This is a genomic window from Mycobacterium basiliense, from assembly GCF_900292015.1.
Classification (GTDB): Bacteria; Actinomycetota; Actinomycetes; order Mycobacteriales; family Mycobacteriaceae; genus Mycobacterium; species Mycobacterium basiliense.
Genome location: NZ_LR130759.1, coordinates 5,370,411 through 5,387,369 on the forward strand (window position 1 = coordinate 5,370,411; position 16,959 = coordinate 5,387,369).

Sequence of the window (16,959 nt, forward strand, 5' to 3'; positions counted from 1 at the left end):
TAGGGTTCGTAGGGTGGCGATCCCTGCTCACTATTTGTTGTCGACCGAGGCACCCGATCCACGCACCCTAATCGACATCATCTACGAGACCGCCGCGCGCTACCCGGACGCCGCAGCGATCGACGACGGCTCGGTACAGCTCACCTACAGCGAGCTGATCGAAGACATGCAGTCCAGTGTCGGGTGGCTGGCCGCCCGGGGCATCGGCCGGGGCGATCGGATCGGAATCCGGATGCCCTCGGGCAGCTATTCGTTGTACGTGGCGATCCTGGCGGTCCTCGCTGCCGGTGCGGCCTACGTGCCGGTGGACGCCGACGATCCCGACGAACGGGCCGAATTGGTGTTCGGCGAGGCCAACGTGGTCGCCGTCATCACCGAGAAGGGCATCGAGCGAACCCTCGGCGCATCCCGGGGCTGGCGGGCGGAGGCGCCGCTGTTACGCGACGACGCGTGGATCATCTTCACCTCCGGATCCACGGGTACGCCCAAGGGGGTGGCGGTCACCCACCGCAGCGCCGCCGCCTTCGTCGATGCCGAGGCGCAGATATTCTTGCAGGACAATCCGATTAGGCCCGGTGATCGGGTGCTGGCCGGGTTGTCGGTGGCGTTCGACGCATCATGTGAAGAGATGTGGCTGGCGTGGCGACACGGCGCGTGCCTGGTGCCCGCACCCCGGTCGCTGGTGCGCAGCGGGATGGACCTGGGCCCATGGCTGGTGACGCGCGATGTGACCGTGGTGTCGACGGTGCCGTCATTGGCCGCGCTATGGCCCGCCGAAGCACTGGAAGCGGTGCGGCTGTTGATCTTTGGCGGGGAGGCCTGCCCCCCTGAGCTGGCCGAGCGGCTTGCGGTGGACGGGCGCGAGGTGTGGAACACCTACGGCCCCACGGAGGCCACCGTGGTCGCGTGCGCCGCCAAGCTGGACGGCTCCGGGCCGATCAGCATAGGACTGCCCCTGCCGGGCTGGGATCTGGCCGTCGTCAACACCGACGGCCATCAGGTGGGCTACGGCGAGGTCGGCGAACTGGTGATCGGCGGGGTGGGGTTGGCCCGGTATCTGGACGGCAACAAGGACGCCGAAAAATACGCCCCGCTACCCACCCTGGACTGGCCGCGCGCCTACCGCAGTGGCGACCTGGTACGCCTCGAGCGCGACGGGCTCTATTTCTGCGGGCGCGGTGATGACCAGGTCAAGGTCGGCGGCCGGCGTATCGAACTGGGCGAGGTCGACTCGGCCTTGGTGCACCTGCCGGGGGTCAGTGGTGGGGCGGCCGCGGTGCGCCGCACCGCCACCGGCACGGCCGTACTGGTCGGCTACGTGGTCAGCACCGACCCGTCGTTCGACCTCGCCGCCGCCCGCAACCAGCTGGCCGAACACCTGCCCGCAGCGCTGGTACCGCGGCTCGTGCGAATCGACGAGCTGCCCACGCGCACATCGGGCAAGGTGGATCGCGATGCGCTGCCGTGGCCGCCGCCCGGGAGTTCGGTCGACGACGAAATCCCCGATCTGGCGGGCACAGCGGGTTGGTTGGCCGGGTTGTGGCGCGATCTGCTCGGCGCCACCATCTCCGGTCCCGAAGCTGACTTCTTCGCTCTGGGCGGCGGATCGTTAGCGGCCGCGCAATTGGTCGCCACGCTGCGCCACCAATATCCGCAGATCACCGTCGCCGACCTTTACGACCATCCGCGGCTTGGCTCGCTGGCGGGATTTCTCGACGAGCTCGGCCCACCCCCACAAGTCGCCGAACGTGTGGTACCGCCGACGCCCCGGACCACCCAACTGGCCCAGACCGTGCTGGCCGTACCGCTGGCGACGCTGTCGGCGCTGCAGTGGGTGACCTGGCTGGCACTGCTCAACAATGTCGCCGGCGCCCTCCACGTGGTGCCCTGGACCGTCGCGGTGAACTGGTGGCTGATCGCCGTCGCCTTCGTCGTGTTCGTCACCCCGATAGGTCGGATGGGCATCGCGGTCCTGTTCGCACGCATCTTGCTGCGAAAGATCAGACCGGGCAGCTACCCCCGCGGCGGATCGGTGCATCTGCGCATCTGGTTTACCGAGCGGCTGGCCGAGGCCAGCGGCGCCGAGAATCTCGGCGGAGCACCGTGGTTGGTTTACTACGCCCGCGCGCTGGGCGCCGACATCGGTAAGGGTGTGGATCTGCATTCGATGCCACCGGTGACGGGGCTGCTGACCGTGGGGCACCGCAGTGCCATCGAACCCGAGGTCGACCTGTGCGGACACTGGATCGACGGCGATGTGTTTCACGTCGGGACGATCACTATCGGCAACGACGCGACGATCGGCGCGCGAACAACGCTGTTGCCCGGTGCCGTGGTCGGCAAGAACGCCGACGTGGCGCCCGGCTCGGGCGTGACCGACAAGATCAAAAACGGCCAATACTGGAAGGGTTCTCCAGCGGCCAAGTCCGGTCGGGTCAACCACCCGTGGCCCGACGAGCGGCCGGCGCGCCGACCGCAGTGGGTCGCGGTGTATGGGTTGACGTCGCTATCGCTGGCCGGACTGCCATTGCTGGCCGCCGCGGCGGGCTTGGCGGTGATCGCGGTGGCCGTCCATCACACCCGCTTCCTCGCGGAGGCGGTGTTGCCCGCGCTGGTCTGGACTCCGGTAGCCACGCTGGCCGCAGTTGCGGTGTACGCCTTGGTCACGGTGGTGGTGGTGCGGACGCTGTCGATCGGGTTGCGCGAGGGCTACCACCCGGTGCGTAGTCGCGTGGGCTGGCAGCTATGGACCACCGAGCGGCTCATGGACGCCGCGCGCAACTACCTGTTCCCGCTGTATGCAAGCCTGCTGACACCGCTGTGGCTACGAGTCCTGGGCACCAAAGTTGGCCGCGGCACCGAGATCTCCACGGTGCTACTGATTCCGAAGTTCACCACGATCGAGGACGGGGCTTTCCTGGCCGACGACACCATGGTGGCCTCATACGAGCTCGGTGGCGGCTGGATCTACGCGGCTCATACCACCGTCGGCAGGCGGGCGTTCCTCGGAAACTCCGGCATCACCCAACCGGGCCGCCGCGTCCCCGACGATGGGCTGGTGGCGGTGCTGTCGGCGACACCGCCCAAGGCCAAACGAGGTTCGTCCTGGTTGGGCAGCCCACCGATGCGGCTGCGGCGGCGCCCCGCCGAAGCCGACGCCGAAACCACCTACGAACCGTCCACGCGGCTAAAGGTGATGCGGGCCGCGGTAGAAACCTGCCGGTTGCTGCCCATGATGGTGACCCTCGCGATCGCGCTCGCGGTGCTGGGCTGCCTGCAGGCCCTGACGCTGAGGTTCGGACCCTCCGGCATTTGGTGGGCGGCGCTCTGCGGTGGACTGGTGCTGCTGCTCGCGGGAGCGGTGGCCGGCGCCGTCGCGGTCGCGGCGAAATGGCTTGTGGTCGGCCGCATCAAGGCCAGCGAGTTTCCCCTGTGGTCCTCCTTCGTGTGGCGCAACGAGCTGGCCGACACGTTCGTCGAAACCGTCGCGGCACCGTGGTTCGCCCGCGCGGCCAGCGGAACGCCGGTGATGAACCTGTGGCTGCGCGGCTTGGGCGCGCACGTGGGCCGCGGCGTATGGTGTGACACGTATTGGCTGCCGGAGGCGGATCTGGTCACCCTTGGCGAGGGCTGCACGGTCAACCGCGGCTGTGTGGTGCAGACGCATCTGTTCCATGACCGAATCATGCGGATGGACACCGTCATACTCGAACCCGGCGCAACGCTTGGCCCACACTGTGTAGCGCTGCCCGCAGCCCGCCTGGGTGCCGGGGCGGCCGTCGGTCCCGCGTCGCTGGTGGTGCGCGGTGACGAGGTGCCTGCATCGACGCGCTGGCAGGGCAATCCGATCAGACCGTGGCAGGTGCGGCGCAAGAAGTCAGGCGGCAAAAAGCAATCCGAGGGCGGCGTCGAGGACACGGCGGCGTGAAAGCTTTCGCCAAGACCGCCAAGAAGGTTGCCCGGATCGTCGACCCCTACCTGCCGCAAATCGGCAACTTCGGCTACCAGGTATCGCGCTACGAGCTGGATCTGGAGTACAAGGTCGCAATCAATCGCCTGTCCGGAACGGCGACGATCACCGCGGTGACGGTGACCGAGCTGCAGGAGTTCACCCTCGATCTATCCGACGCCCTGACGGTGTCGAAGGTGTCGGTGAACGGCAAACGCGCCGCACGCTTTGCCTGCCGAAACGGCAAGTTACGAATCGCGATGACGTCGAAGTTGGCGACCGGGGCCGCGTTTTCGGTGGTGGTGCGCTACAGCGGCTCACCACGACCGCTCCAGACGCTTTGGGGGGAAGTCGGTTTCGAGGAGCTTACCGAAGGCGCCCTGGTCGCCGGTCAACCCAACGGCGCCGCGTCCTGGTTTCCCTGCAACGACCACCCGAGTGCGAAGGCGGCCTTCCGCATTCAACTCTCTACCGAAAGTCCGTACCAAGTTGTTGCCAGCGGCAAGCTGGTGTCGCGTCGGGCCCGGGCATCGCAGACCGTGTGGACCTTCGAACAGCCCGAACCCACCTCCACCTACCTGATCACGTTGCAGATCGGCGTTTACGTGACGACTCGGCTGGCCAGCACCCCGGTGCCGATACTGGCCGCACTGCCCCAACGGCTGCGGTCGGCTTTCGACCATGATTTCGCGCGTCAGCCCGACATGATGGAGTTGTTTGTGGAGCTGTTCGGGCCTTATCCGCTGGCGAACGGCTACACGGTTGTCGTCACCGACGATCCCTTGGAAATACCGCTTGAGGCGCAGGGTATTTCGATCTTTGGCGCCAATCACTGTGATGGAGCACGGACCAGCGAACGGCTCATCGCGCACGAACTGGCACACCAATGGTTCGGCAACTGTGTGACCGCGCGACAGTGGCGTGACATCTGGTTGCACGAAGGATTTGCTTGCTACGCCGAGTGGTTGTGGTCGGAGCACAGCGGGGGCCCCAGCGCCGAGGAGCTTGCCACCTACCATCACCAACAACTGCGGATGAAGCCGCAAGACCTGCTGCTCACCGATCCCGGACCGAGCCGCATGTTCGACGATCGGGTGTACAAGCGAGGCGCGTTGACCCTGCACGCCCTGCGCCGGCAACTAGGTGATGAGAAGTTCTTTGCCCTGCTCAAGAATTGGACGGTGCGATACCGCCATGGCACTGCCGTCACCGACGACTTCACCGGACTGGCGGCCAACTACTCCGGCGATTCCTTGCGGCCGCTCTGGGATGTATGGCTGTATTCGACCGAAGTGCCGTGACCGGGTTTTGGCCTACAGACTGGTCAGATCGTCGGGCACGTCGACCGCGTACTCTTGCAGCGTCTCGAGCGGCACCACCTCGAGGGTGCTTGCGTGGGTGCACGCCAACACCACCGGGGCCGCACAGCCGTCCTGGTGGGCCCGCAGCCAGTTCACCGCGGTCACGCACCAGCGGTCGCCCGGCAGCAGGCCGGGGAAACGGTACACCGGCACGGGTGTCGATAGGTCGTTGCCGATCGAGCGCTGGTGCTCCAGGAACTCGGCGGTCACGACCGCACAGATGGTATGCCGACCAAGGTCTTCGGGTCCGGTGCTGCAGCAGCCGTCTCGATAGAAGCCAGTGACTGGGTCTGTTCCGCACGGTTCCAACGGGCCACCCAGCACATTGCACTCAGGCTGGCGATCAGGCATCTGCCCAGTATCTCGCTTTCTGGGCGAAAATCCGGCGAAGCTACCGCATGTCTCCGGTCAGGCTCCGGGCCGCGCTGAGATCGGCGTCGAGGTACATCCGCGCGACGACGCCGAACGCCTCTCCCGCGCGCCTGAGCTCTTCTTGGGCCGCCTGGTTGAGTGCGAGTAGTTCGGCGGCGTCCGTGCTAAACGCCGTCACCGCTTGCGCCGAGACCTCGTCGGCACCGGCCGGTGTCAGGGAAGTCAGCGAGGCGGACGCGGTCGCGCCCGCCCGCAGTCCCTGCAGGGCACTACCGGATACCTGCGAACCGATGTCCGCAACCGACGGATCGACAGACAAGGACTGCATGCGGTTCTCCTACGTTCCGCGGGCTGAACCCACACGGCCCCTACGAAGTTCCCAACAGTGTCGGGAACGACAGTAGTAATAGCCGGTGAGTACTTTCGAGCGAAATATGTTGTGAATCCGCTGATAAGCCGGCCGGCAAGGCGACAATGCCGCAATGTTCGCGGTGTCGAGCACCCGGCCGGCCGCGCCGCCGACGCGCCGCGTCGAGTCGGCGCAATCCCCCTCGGGTTTGCTGGCAAATGTCCGTCGCGGTAGGTTCAGCCGCGTGATACTTACGGGTGCCTTTCTGGCGGACGCTGCTGCCGCCGTGGATAACAAACTCAATGTGTCGGGCGGCGTCCTGTCCCGATTCGCGGTCGGGCCCGACCGTTTGGCCCGGTTTGTGCTTGTGGTGCTGACTCAGTCGGATCCAGGCAATCCGGACCGGAAGATCGAAGTCGAGGCCAGGCCGCCGGCGGAGGCGGAGCCGGTGCGACTGGAGTTTGAAGTGCCAGAGGCGGCCGTTGCGGAGTTTCCCGGATTCGCCTTTTTCGAGCTGCAGCTACGCTTTCCGATCGACGGCCGTTGGGTGCTGGTGGTGAGCGCGGGCACCGGAGCGATCTCGCTACCTGTGCTGGTCAGTGAGATGCCACCGTCGCTGGGCTTCTAGCCCCACCAAGCTTTGGCTTGCCGCGGCCTCAGCGCAGCGCGGGCAGCACGGTATCGGTGAGCAGCTGCACCGACTTCCACGCCTCTTCGACCGGCATGCCACCCACCAGCGGGTGCATGACGATCGGTCCGTACTGATCGGAGCCGCGAATTTCACTGATCAGCTGATCGGGCGTCACAAACCGGTACCGGCCCGATGCTCTGACTTCGTCCAGCGACCGAACTCCGGGCAGGTGCATCAGCGACCGCGACTCCGTCGACCAACCGCCGTAGGTGACCGCCTCCCAGAGAATGTGGTTGCCTAATTCCGCCCAGGCCCGGTCCGGATCGTCGTGCAGAAATATCATTCCGCGATTGACAGCCCCGGGCATGATGACAAGCGGTCGCCGGCCCTCGGCCGCGCACAGCTCCCGATAGTGGTCGGCGATGTCGGGCAGGTGATCGGCCAGGCTGAGTGGCAACCCGAAGCGCGCCGCGCGCCGCGCCGTGGCCCGGGCGCCGCCGCCGATATACAACGGGGGATGGGGCTGGGTCCACGTCCCGGCACAGATTCCCCGCTCTGTATCGGCACCGGCCCATAGTGACAGCATTCGCTCGATCAGGGCGTCCATCAGCTTGCCGCGCTGACTGAAATCGACTCCCAACGAGTCGTATTCGACAGTTCGATACCCCAGACCCACCGTGGTGTGCAGCCGGCCGCGACTCATGTTGTCCACCAGCGAGATATCCTCGGCCAGCCGCACCGGGTTCCACAGCGGCCCGAGCGCACAGTCCACACTCGCTATCAGCCGCGACGTGCGCGCCAGGAACATGGCCGCAGCCATGATGGGATTGCAACTCCACCCATGCCCAGTCACGTGATGCTCATCGACGCTGACCGAGGTGATTCCCCGTGCCTCACCCCACTGCGCCAGTTCGAGCGCGGCGCGGATCAGCTCACCCTGCGCATGGGGTTCGCCCTCCGGGGAACCGAAGTTGAAGCGCAGCACTGTCAGTAGCATGTTCGGCTACCCGCCGGTCGTCTGTGATCGCAGGAATGCCGGCCAGTCGGGAAACAGGGCACGGTCGACGATTTCAATGCGGGTGCCGAATTCGTCGATGTAGTAGGCGAACAACGCGAGGCCCGGCCCGGACACGTCGGCGGTGGCTTCCAGGGTGTAGCCATTTTCCTGCAGCATCCGCGAGGCGGTAGCCAGGTCGTCGGTGAAGTAGCCGAGGTGGTGAATGGAATTTCCGGGCACCGCCGCCCATGGGGTGCCCGCAGTCTCGCCGATCAGTTCGACATGCGGACTTTGCAGGGAGTAGACGAACGTGGTGGTGAGCTCCCTGGTACCGGTGGCGGTGCGCATTGGCAACGTATACGTCTGCGGGGTGATCCACCGGTAGCCACCCAGCGCGCTAAACCGGGCCATCGCAACGTCGAGGTCGGGCACCACGATGCCGGTGTGGTAAAAGTCCTCGGGCCGCAGCACCGATGCCATGTCGACCTCCTCAAGGTTCAGACGCAGTCGGACGCGCCGTCCACCACAAAAACCGCACCGCTGGTATAGCCGCTCTGCTCGGTACACAAGAAGGCCACCGTGGGCGCAATCTCCGCGGCGGACCCAAAGCGGCGCAACGGGATATGACCTAACTCCGAATCGACCAGCTCCGTCGCCAGATGCATGGGGGCCGTCATCGGGGTGTCGATCGTGCCCGGCGCCACCGCATTCACCCGGATGCCTTTGGTTGCCCATTTCACAGCGAGATTCCTGGTAACACAGATGATCCCGGCTTTGGCGGCGCCATAGCCGGGCACCAGCGTGATCGCGCGCAGCGCCGACATCGACGCCAGATTGACCACGCTGGCGCCTGCCACGGCGGTGGATGCCTTGAGTGCGCGGTACAGTCCGACGGTCAACCGGTACGGTCCGGTCAGATTCAGCTCCACCGAGGCATCGAATCCATCGGGATTCGACTCATCAAGTCCGCCAGGAAAGTTCGCACCGGCATTGTTGATCAGCACATCCAGTTGGGAGAAGCGCCCAGCCAGCAGGTCCACCGATTCCGGGTCGGTCAGCCGCAGTTGGCGGTAGGCCATGCCGGACAGGTCGCAGTCGTAGGCCGCGGCGTCCGGCTTGGTTCCGGTGACGATCACCTGCGCCCCGGCATCGCGGAACAACGCCGCGATGGCGTAGCCAATCCCGCTGGTACCGCCGGTGATCAGCGCTGTGGTCCCGGTGAAGTCGAAACTGACCCGCGCCGTCACGAGTTGCTCGCTATCCGATGGTTGAGCCATGCGCTTTCCCAGAAGTTCGTGCTGTCGGCGAGTAGCTGCTGGTGGGCCTGCCTGAGCACGTCACCCGCCTCTGGCTGGTCGGATACCAGCTCGGCGAGATGGATTGCGTGTAGTGGACGGCCCGCACCCAGGTGCGCTTGCGCTCGCTCCAGCAGCGCCTGGGCACCTGCGAGCTCCACGACGTCGGGTGCCACGGCGTCGAATCCCACCGGATAGAGTTCGGTGGTGGACCGGTGGTGAAACCAGCCCGAGTAGTTTTCCCAGATCGCCCGCACGTCCCACGCCACCTTCCCGTAGCCTTCGCCCACTTCGCACTCCGCGGGCAGGGAGATCTCACGCATCAGAGTTTGGACGTCCTTGCCCGCATTCATCCCGGCGACGGTCTGGTCGTGGAGGTATTGGATCGCGTCGCGCAGTCGGGTCAGCTCGGCGTTGATGCGGTCCGTGCCCGCGATCGGCGCGAAGTGACCGGTCACCAATAGCTCGGGTTGCAGTCCACGCACCCGCTCGACCGAGGCAATGGTCATCAAAGCGTCGCGGTATCGGTCCCCGCGGATGGTGACCAGATTGGGAATGTGTCCAAAGATCGGGCCAAAGGTATTTCCACATAGACATATTCGCTCTTCCGGCAACCACACCACCAGCGAGTCGGTGGTTTCTCCCCCGGGAACCGCCAGCAGCTCGAGCCGACGACCGCCCACGTCGAGGATGAGACTGTCCTCGAAGTCGAGGTCGACGACGGGGACGCTTTGGCCGGGCAAGTGGCTGGTACCGAGGCGCCGTTGAATCGCTTGGATACCCTCTGCCAGGGTGTGCTTGAAGGCGAAGGCGCTGCGGCTAGCCCGATACGGGATGAGCCGCGCGTTGTCGTCCCGCCAGGCCGTCCAATTTGCTTGTGCGACAACCGTTGTATCGGGGTCACGCAGGCTGTCCAACCCTCCGACGTGATCCACATGCCCCTGGGTGAAGATGATGTGGCTCACCGGCGAGGAGTCGACGGCGTCGAAGTTGGCGCGGTGCACCGGCCCCTCAAAGCCCATCCCGGTGTTGACCACCACCCGTCCGGCGGCCGTGGTCAGCAGGTAGGAGTTCGACAGGCCCGGCGAGCACCACAGGCCCGGGGCGATCTCCTCGGCCTGGTCGGCGGCGGCGGGGCGCATCGCGTCGGCGCCGGGCCGGCCGCGATAGACCGGATCGAACATCGCAGGTTTCTCCTTCATTCGGCGCGGACATCGAATCTGTCGAAGTAGAAGTCGAACCGCTTGCGCAGCGTGTTGGCCGAGACGCCGAAATGGCGTTGTAGGTCGTAGCGGATGCGGCCGTGCTTGCCACGCGGGTTGCCGTCGAGGTACTGCTGGAAATGTCGGCACGCCTGCGGGGTCAGTTCGACGCCGCCACGCCGGTAAAGCTCTTCCAACACCGGCATTTCGTTGCCATTGAGCTGGTGGAAGTCGATGTCGATACTGCGTTCGGCGGGCACCATGTCACGGTCGCGCACCAACGCGCGCAGCAGGCGGTGCACCCGGTCGCTCCAATAGTCCACGAGCCATTCCGGGTCGATGCTGGTCCGGCGTAGCCGATCGGAGTAAGCCATCATCGTGATCGCCGACTGGATCACCGCTGCGGGGTCGCGGTGCGTGAACGCCACCGTCGCATCGGGGAAGGTGGCCATCAGCGCGCCGAGCTGCTCACAGTGCTGGGGGCTCTTGAGCACCCATGTGCGCGGACCACGCAGAAAGGTCAACGCCTGCAACACCTTTCTTAGATAGGCGTAGTGCCGGCGCTGGTCCAGACCCAGGTAATAGTCGCGCCAGTCGGGCACCCGCGCATGCCATTCCAGAACGTAGGAAGCCATGTCCAGGTCGAGCAGCTCGATTTCCTCTTCGATGGCCTCGGGGAACCGATCATGCATGGCGGCCACCGCCGGCGCGGTGTTCATCAACGCGTCGTGCTCGGCCCTTGTCCTGAGGTAGCGGGGGTCCATTCCGGCCCCGTCCGGACCCTGGCCGCGGGCCGGCAGCGGCTCTTGACTCTCCCAGTAGGGCAGCGCACGCCGACGCGGGTCCGTGGCGATGAGATTCACCAGATGCGTGGTGCCCGATCGCGGCATCCCAACCACGACGAAAGGCTGCTCGATCGGAATCGATTCGATCTCGGGATAGCGCTTGACGAGGTCGCTCAACGACAGCCGGTTTCGCAGCAGACGCACCACTCGTTGCCGCAGCGAGGAGCGCGCGAGCTGGGTCAGGCCACCGTCGCCTTCGATGGCCGTGACATGGGCGGCCAACCGCTGGCCGAAGCCGTCGGCGTCGTCCAGGCCCTCGGTCACCCCGGCCTGATCGAAGGCTTCGGCGAGCATCCGATCAACATCGAATTCGACATGTTTGGATTCGGTGAACTTCAACACCTGACGCTGGACATCGGTCAGCGTGGGTGAGGTCAGATCGTCGAAGTCGATATCACCGATGGGTTGAGCGCCCTGGCCTGCAAAGTCCACCGGATCCCCAGTTCGACGTCGAGATATCACACTGACGGTAGACGCAGTCGCGGGCAATAAGTCAAGCCGCATCCACCCACCGGACAAACTCGTCGGACCGCTCGCCGAGGTAGCGTGTGGGCGAAAGCGAGAGCAGGAGGGGCACTCACGCAATGGCCACACCCAACCCGTCGGGAGACCGATCCGGCCAGCCACCTTGGGGCGGTCAACCACCTGGCTATCCACCACGGCAGCCGCCGCAGATTCCACCGCCGTGGGGTTATCCGCACCAACCGCACCCCGGGTACCCGTCGCCCCCTGGCTATCCCCCGGCGGGTTTCTCCCTGGATCCGCAGGCGCCCTTTGGGCGCGATCCGAAATCGGGGGCACCGCTGTCCGACAAATCCGCGGTGACCGCCGGCTGCCTGCAACTTTTCTTTGGCTTCCTGGGCATCGGCCGCTTCTACATCGGATCGAATTCGATTGGCGCTGCACAGTTGTGTGTCGGTCTTTTCGGCATGGTCTTTACCCTGTTCTGCCTTATCGGTGTCCCGGTTTTGCTCGGCGCCCTGATCTGGGGGATCGTTGATGCGGTCCTGATGTTCACCGGCGGTGTCGCCGACGAGTACGGCCGGAAGCTGCGCTAGCGCGCCCTGACGGTAGCCTGCACGAAATGATCTCGGCAGGAAGGTTCTCCGGTGCTCGTTGTGACAACCAATGACATTCCCGGTTGGGAGATCCAACGCGTGTGCGGCGAAGTCTTCGGACTGACCGTCCGATCGCGAAATGCATTCTCACAGATAGGCGCTGGCTTCAAATCGATGTTTGGCGGTGAGCTGCAGGGGATGACCAGAAACCTGGCCGAGAGTCGCAACGAGGCCATGGCACGGTTGATGGGCGAGGCGCGCAGCAAGGGCGGCAACGCGATCATCGGAATGCGCTTTGACACCACCGAACTCGGTGACGTGTGGACCGAGATCTGCGCCTACGGCACCGCGGTGCAGGCCGTGCCGGTCACCGATGCCGCCCGCTACACCGCTTCCCAGCTCGGCTACGGTGGCGCGCCGCAGACGCAACCGTGACGACAGTGGCAGCCGCACGCCGTGGCCTGGCCCCCGCCGGCGTTCGCGGCGACCAACATGACGGTAGGTTCAGGAAGTGATTGTCGGGGCTTTCCTGGCCGAAGCCGCTACGGCCGTCGATAACAAACTCAATGTTTCCGGTGGCGTGCTGTACCGGTTTTGGGTCGAACCGGACCGATCGGCGCGGTTTTTGCTGGTCGTGCTGACCCAACGGGAGACCGGAATCCTCGATCGCCGCATCGACGTGGAGATCGTGCCGCCAACCGGTGACGACCCCGAACACATGACCTTCGAACTGCCAGAAGCCGCAACCACCGCCGAGGTCGGATTCGCCATCTTCAACATCGAGGTGACTCTGCCCGTCGATGGCCGGTGGGCGATTGTGGTGACCGGCGGCGCCGGGACCATTTCGCTGCCGCTGGTGGTCAGCAGCTGACGCAATACCGATGTTTGCGCCGTCGATCATGGGATGCGCCCAGCATTCGGTCGATCCACGCCCCCCTAAAAAATAAAGAAGTCGGTGGCGGAGGTGTATGAGTTCACGACATAGGTCACAGATGAGTCGCGTCATAGGTGACACCTGTGTCGACGCCCGATGAGTCGTGTCGTAAGTGACAGATCTGGGGGATGTCCAAAGCACGCGTGGTCATCCTCGAAGTCGTCAGTGGCCACTGGTCGGTGACCGGGGCCTCCCGATATACCTACAAGATCTCCCGGCAACACACCTACCGCCTGCTCGACCGGGTCCATCGACCGCACTCCCGATGCGCCGCTAGCAACCCCGGAGCCACTCCCGACGAGGTCATCGTCGCCTTGGCTGCAATCCGCGAACAGTTCAGCGCCGACGGACTCGACGCCGGCCCTGTGACCCTGCAAGGGCAGGCCACCACATCCTGAGCAGCCACACCATCAACCCCGAACCAGGCCGGAGTACTGCGGAACCCAGCGATTCACTAGGACGGGCAGAGACAGCAGCATGGGTGCGGCGTCAGTGGTGCCGGCGCCCAACAGGGAGCTGTTGAACTCGGTGCCTGTCTTGAATTTCCGCAGCGCCGCCCAGCCGCGCGGGTCGACCACGATGTGACTCGGCGTTGATCCTTCGGCCTCGAGCTCGGCCAACAGGTCGATGAGCGCGTCGAGGTCGTCGACGATTTCACCGCCTTCGACTACGTCGTCTATGTGCAGCAGACCGGCCGGCGGGTGTACTGCGGGGGTGTGGGTGCGACCTGGCTGATGTAGGCCTCGTCGGCGCGCTTGATGATGGCCCGCGACACCGACTGTGAGAGCTGGCCGGCGGTGCCGTCCTGGTTGAACTGTTCGGAGGACAGCTTGATCAGTTGGGAGATCTTGCCGGTGTGCACGAGCACTTCGGCCAAATCGGGTTCCGATTCGTCGATCTCGGCGGCCTCGGCGACGAACTCGGCGTCGGCGTCGTCGACGTACGCCACGTGAAGCGAGGGCTTGTCCCCTTCGATGGTGCCGGCGACGGTAGAGGTCTGCATGATCAGCGCTTCGGGTACGACATCGGCGGCTGCGAAGGTGGTTTCGTCTGGCCGCCACGCGTACGCCGTACGCCGACCTGTTCGATGCCGATCTGGATGCTGTTGCGGTCACTCTCCACAAGTCCTATTCACTCGAAGGTGTGGGCAAAGTGTGGGCACAGAATGGGCAGGACACCGGCCAGCAAACATGAAAATACCCTCTGAGCTGCGTTGGCAGTCAGAGGGATTTGGCGGTGGCGGAGGGATTTGAACCCTCGGACGGTTTTAGCCGTCACACGCTTTCGAGGCGTGCTCCTTAGGCCGCTCGGACACGCCACCGCCAAGCACCTTACCGAATCGACCGCCGGTCACCCCAATCGCTGACGGGCGAAGAACTCCTCCAGCGGCGCGGCGCATTGCTGGGCCAGCACGCCGCCGCGAACTTGGGGCCGATGATTGAGCCGGCGGTCACGCACCACATCCCACAACGAGCCGACCGCCCCGGTCTTGGGTTCCCAGGCGCCGAACACCAGGCGAGCCACCCGTGCCAACACCAGGGCGCCGGCGCACATGGTGCACGGCTCGACGGTGACCGCCAGCGTGGCGCCCGCCAGCCGCCACCCGTCGCCGAGCACCCCGGCCGCGGTTCGCAACGCCAGGATCTCCGCGTGTGCGGTCGGATCGCCCAGCGCTTCGCGGGCGTTGGCCGCGCGGGCCAGTTCGGTTCCGTCGGCGCCGACTATCACCGCTCCGATGGGCACGTCGCGCGGGCCGGCCGTCGCGGCCACCGCCAAGGCGGCTTGGATCAGCTCTTCGTCCGTAGTCACCGACCGAGACGGTCGATCACCGCCGACAGTTGGTCGGCGAAGCCCATTTCCCGGGCGATGCGGCCCAATTGCTCGTCGGCGTAGAGGTCGCTCTCATCGAGGATGACCCCCAGTACCGCTTCGGGCAGGCCGATGTCGGACAGCAGGCCCAGGTCACCCTCCTCGAACGGATCGGCGTCCTCGAGGTCTTCGGGATCGATGTCAGCGTCCAGGTTGTCCAGTACCTCGGCCGCGATGTCGTAGTCCAGCGCTGCGGTGGCGTCGGACAGCAGCAGACGCGTCCGAGAGGGCGCCGGACGCACGATGATGAAGAATTCGTCGTCGATGTCGAGGAGCCCAAAAACCGCTCCCGAGCTGCGCATTTCACGCAGCTCGGTTTCGGCGGCCGACAGGCTGGTCAGCGCATTCGAGCGCATCTCAGTGCAGCGCCATTTGCCCTCTTCCCGGACGACGGCAACGCCGAAACCGTCCGGCGTTTCCGCGGACGGGCCCTTGGCCGAGGCCCGTTGTGCTCCCATGGGCGCTTACGGTAGTCGTTGGCCAGGCGCGTGACCAGACGACTCCCCACCAGCACAGTTCGCCAACTGCGCCGGCAAGCTCCCGCCGGGTGTACAAGTGTGCCAACCTTGGGACTGTGCAGACGACACCCGTGTGCGTATTGGGTCTTGGCCTTATTGGCGGCTCCATCATGCGCGCCACCGCGGCAGCGGGCCGTGAGGTATTCGGCTACAACCGATCGGTAGAAGGGGCTCACGGGGCACAAGCTGACGGTTTCGACGCCAGCACCGACCTAGCCGCAACGTTGACCCGGGCCGCCGACACCGAAGCGCTGATTGTGCTGGCCGTTCCGATGCCGGCGCTGCCGAACATGCTGGCCCACATCCATGAATCGGCCCCGCATTGTCCGCTGACCGACGTCACCAGCGTCAAGCGCGCGGTGCTAGATGAGGTCGGCGCGGCCGGTCTGCGGGCTCGTTTCGTCGGTGGTCATCCGATGACGGGCACCGCGCACTCCGGCTGGTCGGCCGGCCACGGTGGCCTGTTCACCCGAGCCCCCTGGGTGGTCAGCGTGGACGCCCATGTCGATCCCGACGTGTGGTCGATGGTGATGACGTTGGCGTTGGACTGCGGGGCCGTGGTGGTACCCGCCAAGTCCGATGAGCACGATGCCGCCGCGGCCGCTATCTCGCATCTCCCGCACCTGCTCGCCGAGGCGTTGGCGGTCAGCGCCGCCGAGGTCCCACTCGCTTTCGCCTTAGCGGCCGGATCCTTCCGCGACGCCACCAGGGTCGCCGGCACCGCCCCGGATCTGGTGCGGGCGATGTGCGAAGCCAACGCCGGGCAACTGGTGCCGGCCGCGGACCGAATCATCGAGTTGCTCGGTCACGCCCGTGAGTCGCTGGCCAACCACGGTTCGGTGGCGGACCTGGTTGACGCCGGAAACTCCGCGCGTACCCGCTACGAAAGCTTTCCACGCTCGGACATTGTCGAGGTGGTGATCGGCTCGGAGCGCTGGCGCGAACGACTTGCCGCCGCGGGCCGAGCGGGCGGAGTGATCAGATCCGCTCTGCCAAGCCTGGATAGTCCAGGATGAATCCCTCGGGGTCGACGGTCACGGTGGTATCGGCCACCGGTGAACGCAACTTGATCCCGTCCAGACGTCCCTCGCTGGCGTAGTTCACGGTGGCCGCGTCGACCGTCATATCGGGCACATTCACGTAAACCATCGGCAGGGCGAGCATCTCCGCGCGTTCGTGGATGCCAAGGCGCCGGATCGGTAACGCGTTGAAGAACGGGCTGAACACCAAGTCGATGTCCAGGGCCCCGTTGTATCCCGCGCGCCGCTCCCCTTGATGGTCGGTGACCAACCACATGTTTTCTTCGTCACGCGCAATGGCCAGCTGACGTTCTCGTTCCGCCAACGTAACGGTCAGGCCGAAGCGCTTGGTGGCGCCGGCCTCGTCGGTCTGCAGGTCGTAATAGGCGCCGAAGGCCGGATTGGTTGCGGTGGCCGCCGCCACGATACGGCCGTTGGCCCTGATTCGCTTGCCCGACACCTGGATTCGCACCGACTCCATGCGCGAGACGTCCTGCGCACGCCAGGTGAGCATCGCCGACCAGAGGCGCCGAGCCGGATCAGAGGAAGCTGGAGTCACC

20 protein-coding genes and 1 tRNA gene are annotated in these 16,959 nt (G+C 65.6%); 8 read left to right on the plus strand and 13 right to left on the minus strand.

The features are described 5' to 3' along the window. Positions 1 to 13 precede the first annotated feature (13 nt). Positions 14 to 3,928 (plus strand): Pls/PosA family non-ribosomal peptide synthetase, encoded by a 3,915-nt coding sequence (locus tag MB901379_RS22840; protein ID WP_174237060.1) that lies wholly within the window; start codon positions 14 to 16, stop codon positions 3,926 to 3,928. Further along, entirely contained in the window at positions 3,925 to 5,250 is a 1,326-nt protein-coding gene (locus MB901379_RS22845; RefSeq protein ID WP_158018676.1) for a M1 family metallopeptidase, read from the plus strand. The genes MB901379_RS22840 and MB901379_RS22845 overlap by 4 nt, the downstream gene beginning before the upstream one ends. Before the next feature lie 12 nt (positions 5,251 to 5,262). On the opposite strand, the gene MB901379_RS22850 is transcribed toward MB901379_RS22845, so the two are convergent. Both MB901379_RS22850 and MB901379_RS22855 read right to left on the minus strand, forming a co-directional pair. Further along, complete coding sequence (locus tag MB901379_RS22850; protein ID WP_158018677.1) at positions 5,263 to 5,661, minus strand: DUF2237 family protein; 399 nt, start codon at positions 5,659 to 5,661, stop codon at positions 5,263 to 5,265. Between the two features lie 40 nt (positions 5,662 to 5,701). After that, complete coding sequence (locus tag MB901379_RS22855) at positions 5,702 to 6,010, minus strand: PE family protein (RefSeq protein ID WP_158018678.1); 309 nt, start codon at positions 6,008 to 6,010, stop codon at positions 5,702 to 5,704. A gap of 265 nt (positions 6,011 to 6,275) precedes the next feature. On the opposite strand from MB901379_RS22855, the gene MB901379_RS22860 reads away from it, so the two are divergent. After that, entirely contained in the window at positions 6,276 to 6,659 is a 384-nt protein-coding gene (locus MB901379_RS22860; RefSeq protein WP_158019391.1) for a hypothetical protein, read from the plus strand. Between the two features lie 28 nt (positions 6,660 to 6,687). On the opposite strand, the gene MB901379_RS22865 is transcribed toward MB901379_RS22860, so the two are convergent. From MB901379_RS22865 to MB901379_RS22885, 5 genes are read right to left on the minus strand one after another with little or no spacing between them, the layout of a single operon-like run. Then, on the minus strand, positions 6,688 to 7,659 hold the full coding sequence (locus MB901379_RS22865; protein WP_158018679.1) for an LLM class flavin-dependent oxidoreductase: 972 nt from the start codon (positions 7,657 to 7,659) through the stop codon (positions 6,688 to 6,690). Between the two features lie 6 nt (positions 7,660 to 7,665). Then, entirely contained in the window at positions 7,666 to 8,139 is a 474-nt protein-coding gene (locus tag MB901379_RS22870; RefSeq protein ID WP_158018680.1) for a VOC family protein, read from the minus strand. A gap of 17 nt (positions 8,140 to 8,156) precedes the next feature. Then, positions 8,157 to 8,906 carry an SDR family NAD(P)-dependent oxidoreductase gene (locus MB901379_RS22875; protein ID WP_158019392.1) on the minus strand — a complete coding sequence of 250 codons (750 nt, stop codon included), beginning with the start codon at positions 8,904 to 8,906 and terminating at the stop codon, positions 8,157 to 8,159. Continuing rightward, the gene (locus MB901379_RS22880; RefSeq protein WP_158018681.1) at positions 8,903 to 10,138 is read right to left on the minus strand and encodes an MBL fold metallo-hydrolase; all 1,236 of its coding nucleotides are present in this window, start codon (positions 10,136 to 10,138) and stop codon (positions 8,903 to 8,905) included. The genes MB901379_RS22875 and MB901379_RS22880 overlap by 4 nt, the downstream gene beginning before the upstream one ends. Before the next feature lie 14 nt (positions 10,139 to 10,152). Beyond that, the gene (locus MB901379_RS22885) at positions 10,153 to 11,433 is read right to left on the minus strand and encodes a sulfotransferase family protein (protein ID WP_232021943.1); all 1,281 of its coding nucleotides are present in this window, start codon (positions 11,431 to 11,433) and stop codon (positions 10,153 to 10,155) included. Positions 11,434 to 11,585: 152 nt separating this feature from the next. On the opposite strand from MB901379_RS22885, the gene MB901379_RS22890 reads away from it, so the two are divergent. The 4 genes from MB901379_RS22890 (at position 11,586) to MB901379_RS22905 (ending at position 13,391) form a co-directional block, all read left to right on the plus strand. Beyond that, the gene (locus tag MB901379_RS22890; RefSeq protein WP_158018683.1) at positions 11,586 to 12,059 is read left to right on the plus strand and encodes a TM2 domain-containing protein; all 474 of its coding nucleotides are present in this window, start codon (positions 11,586 to 11,588) and stop codon (positions 12,057 to 12,059) included. A gap of 51 nt (positions 12,060 to 12,110) precedes the next feature. Continuing rightward, entirely contained in the window at positions 12,111 to 12,494 is a 384-nt protein-coding gene (locus tag MB901379_RS22895; protein ID WP_158018684.1) for a YbjQ family protein, read from the plus strand. A 76-nt stretch (positions 12,495 to 12,570) separates the two neighbouring features. Beyond that, positions 12,571 to 12,930: a hypothetical protein gene (locus MB901379_RS22900; RefSeq protein WP_158018685.1), complete on the plus strand. Its 360-nt coding sequence runs from the start codon at positions 12,571 to 12,573 to the stop codon at positions 12,928 to 12,930. A gap of 191 nt (positions 12,931 to 13,121) precedes the next feature. Beyond that, on the plus strand, positions 13,122 to 13,391 hold the full coding sequence (locus MB901379_RS22905) for a hypothetical protein (protein WP_158018686.1): 270 nt from the start codon (positions 13,122 to 13,124) through the stop codon (positions 13,389 to 13,391). 12 nt (positions 13,392 to 13,403) lie between these two features. Here MB901379_RS22905 and MB901379_RS24285 read toward each other — a convergent pair whose 3' ends face one another. From MB901379_RS24285 to MB901379_RS22925, 5 genes are all read right to left on the minus strand, one after another. Next, on the minus strand, positions 13,404 to 13,613 hold the full coding sequence (locus tag MB901379_RS24285; RefSeq protein ID WP_197717844.1) for a hypothetical protein: 210 nt from the start codon (positions 13,611 to 13,613) through the stop codon (positions 13,404 to 13,406). 56 nt (positions 13,614 to 13,669) lie between these two features. Then, the gene (locus MB901379_RS24290; protein WP_197717845.1) at positions 13,670 to 13,996 is read right to left on the minus strand and encodes a hypothetical protein; all 327 of its coding nucleotides are present in this window, start codon (positions 13,994 to 13,996) and stop codon (positions 13,670 to 13,672) included. Between the two features lie 228 nt (positions 13,997 to 14,224). After that, positions 14,225 to 14,314: transfer RNA gene (locus tag MB901379_RS22915), tRNA-Ser, on the minus strand. Positions 14,315 to 14,343: 29 nt separating this feature from the next. Next, on the minus strand, positions 14,344 to 14,802 hold the full coding sequence (locus MB901379_RS22920; protein WP_158018687.1) for a nucleoside deaminase: 459 nt from the start codon (positions 14,800 to 14,802) through the stop codon (positions 14,344 to 14,346). After that, positions 14,799 to 15,320 (minus strand): tRNA adenosine deaminase-associated protein, encoded by a 522-nt coding sequence (locus MB901379_RS22925; protein ID WP_158018688.1) that lies wholly within the window; start codon positions 15,318 to 15,320, stop codon positions 14,799 to 14,801. Before MB901379_RS22925 ends, MB901379_RS22920 begins: the two co-directional genes overlap by 4 nt. A 131-nt stretch (positions 15,321 to 15,451) precedes the next feature. On the opposite strand from MB901379_RS22925, the gene MB901379_RS22930 reads away from it, so the two are divergent. Beyond that, positions 15,452 to 16,396 (plus strand): prephenate dehydrogenase, encoded by a 945-nt coding sequence (locus tag MB901379_RS22930; protein ID WP_232022169.1) that lies wholly within the window; start codon positions 15,452 to 15,454, stop codon positions 16,394 to 16,396. Here the strand turns inward: MB901379_RS22930 and MB901379_RS22935 are convergent. Next, on the minus strand, positions 16,359 to 16,913 hold the full coding sequence (locus tag MB901379_RS22935; protein ID WP_158019393.1) for a putative glycolipid-binding domain-containing protein: 555 nt from the start codon (positions 16,911 to 16,913) through the stop codon (positions 16,359 to 16,361). The genes MB901379_RS22930 and MB901379_RS22935 overlap by 38 nt on opposite strands. Between the last annotated feature and the right edge of the window lie 46 nt (positions 16,914 to 16,959).

Bases quoted from the DNA above. Each gene is read 5' to 3' on its own strand.
- MB901379_RS22850 (WP_158018677.1), bottom strand. From the start codon at position 5,661: ATGCCTGATCGCCAGCCTGAGTGCAATGTGCTGGGTGGCCCGTTGGAA.
- MB901379_RS22855 (WP_158018678.1), bottom strand. From the start codon at position 6,010: ATGCAGTCCTTGTCTGTCGATCCGTCGGTTGCGGACATCGGTTCGCAG.
- MB901379_RS22865 (WP_158018679.1), bottom strand. From the start codon at position 7,659: ATGCTACTGACAGTGCTGCGCTTCAACTTCGGTTCCCCGGAGGGCGAA.
- MB901379_RS22870 (WP_158018680.1), bottom strand. From the start codon at position 8,139: ATGGCATCGGTGCTGCGGCCCGAGGACTTTTACCACACCGGCATCGTG.
- MB901379_RS22880 (WP_158018681.1), bottom strand. From the start codon at position 10,138: ATGTTCGATCCGGTCTATCGCGGCCGGCCCGGCGCCGACGCGATGCGC.
- MB901379_RS22890 (WP_158018683.1), top strand. From the start codon at position 11,586: ATGGCCACACCCAACCCGTCGGGAGACCGATCCGGCCAGCCACCTTGG.
- MB901379_RS22905 (WP_158018686.1), top strand. From the start codon at position 13,122: ATGTCCAAAGCACGCGTGGTCATCCTCGAAGTCGTCAGTGGCCACTGG.
- MB901379_RS24290 (WP_197717845.1), bottom strand. From the start codon at position 13,996: ATGCAGACCTCTACCGTCGCCGGCACCATCGAAGGGGACAAGCCCTCG.
- MB901379_RS22925 (WP_158018688.1), bottom strand. From the start codon at position 15,320: ATGGGAGCACAACGGGCCTCGGCCAAGGGCCCGTCCGCGGAAACGCCG.
- MB901379_RS22935 (WP_158019393.1), bottom strand. From the start codon at position 16,913: ATGCTCACCTGGCGTGCGCAGGACGTCTCGCGCATGGAGTCGGTGCGA.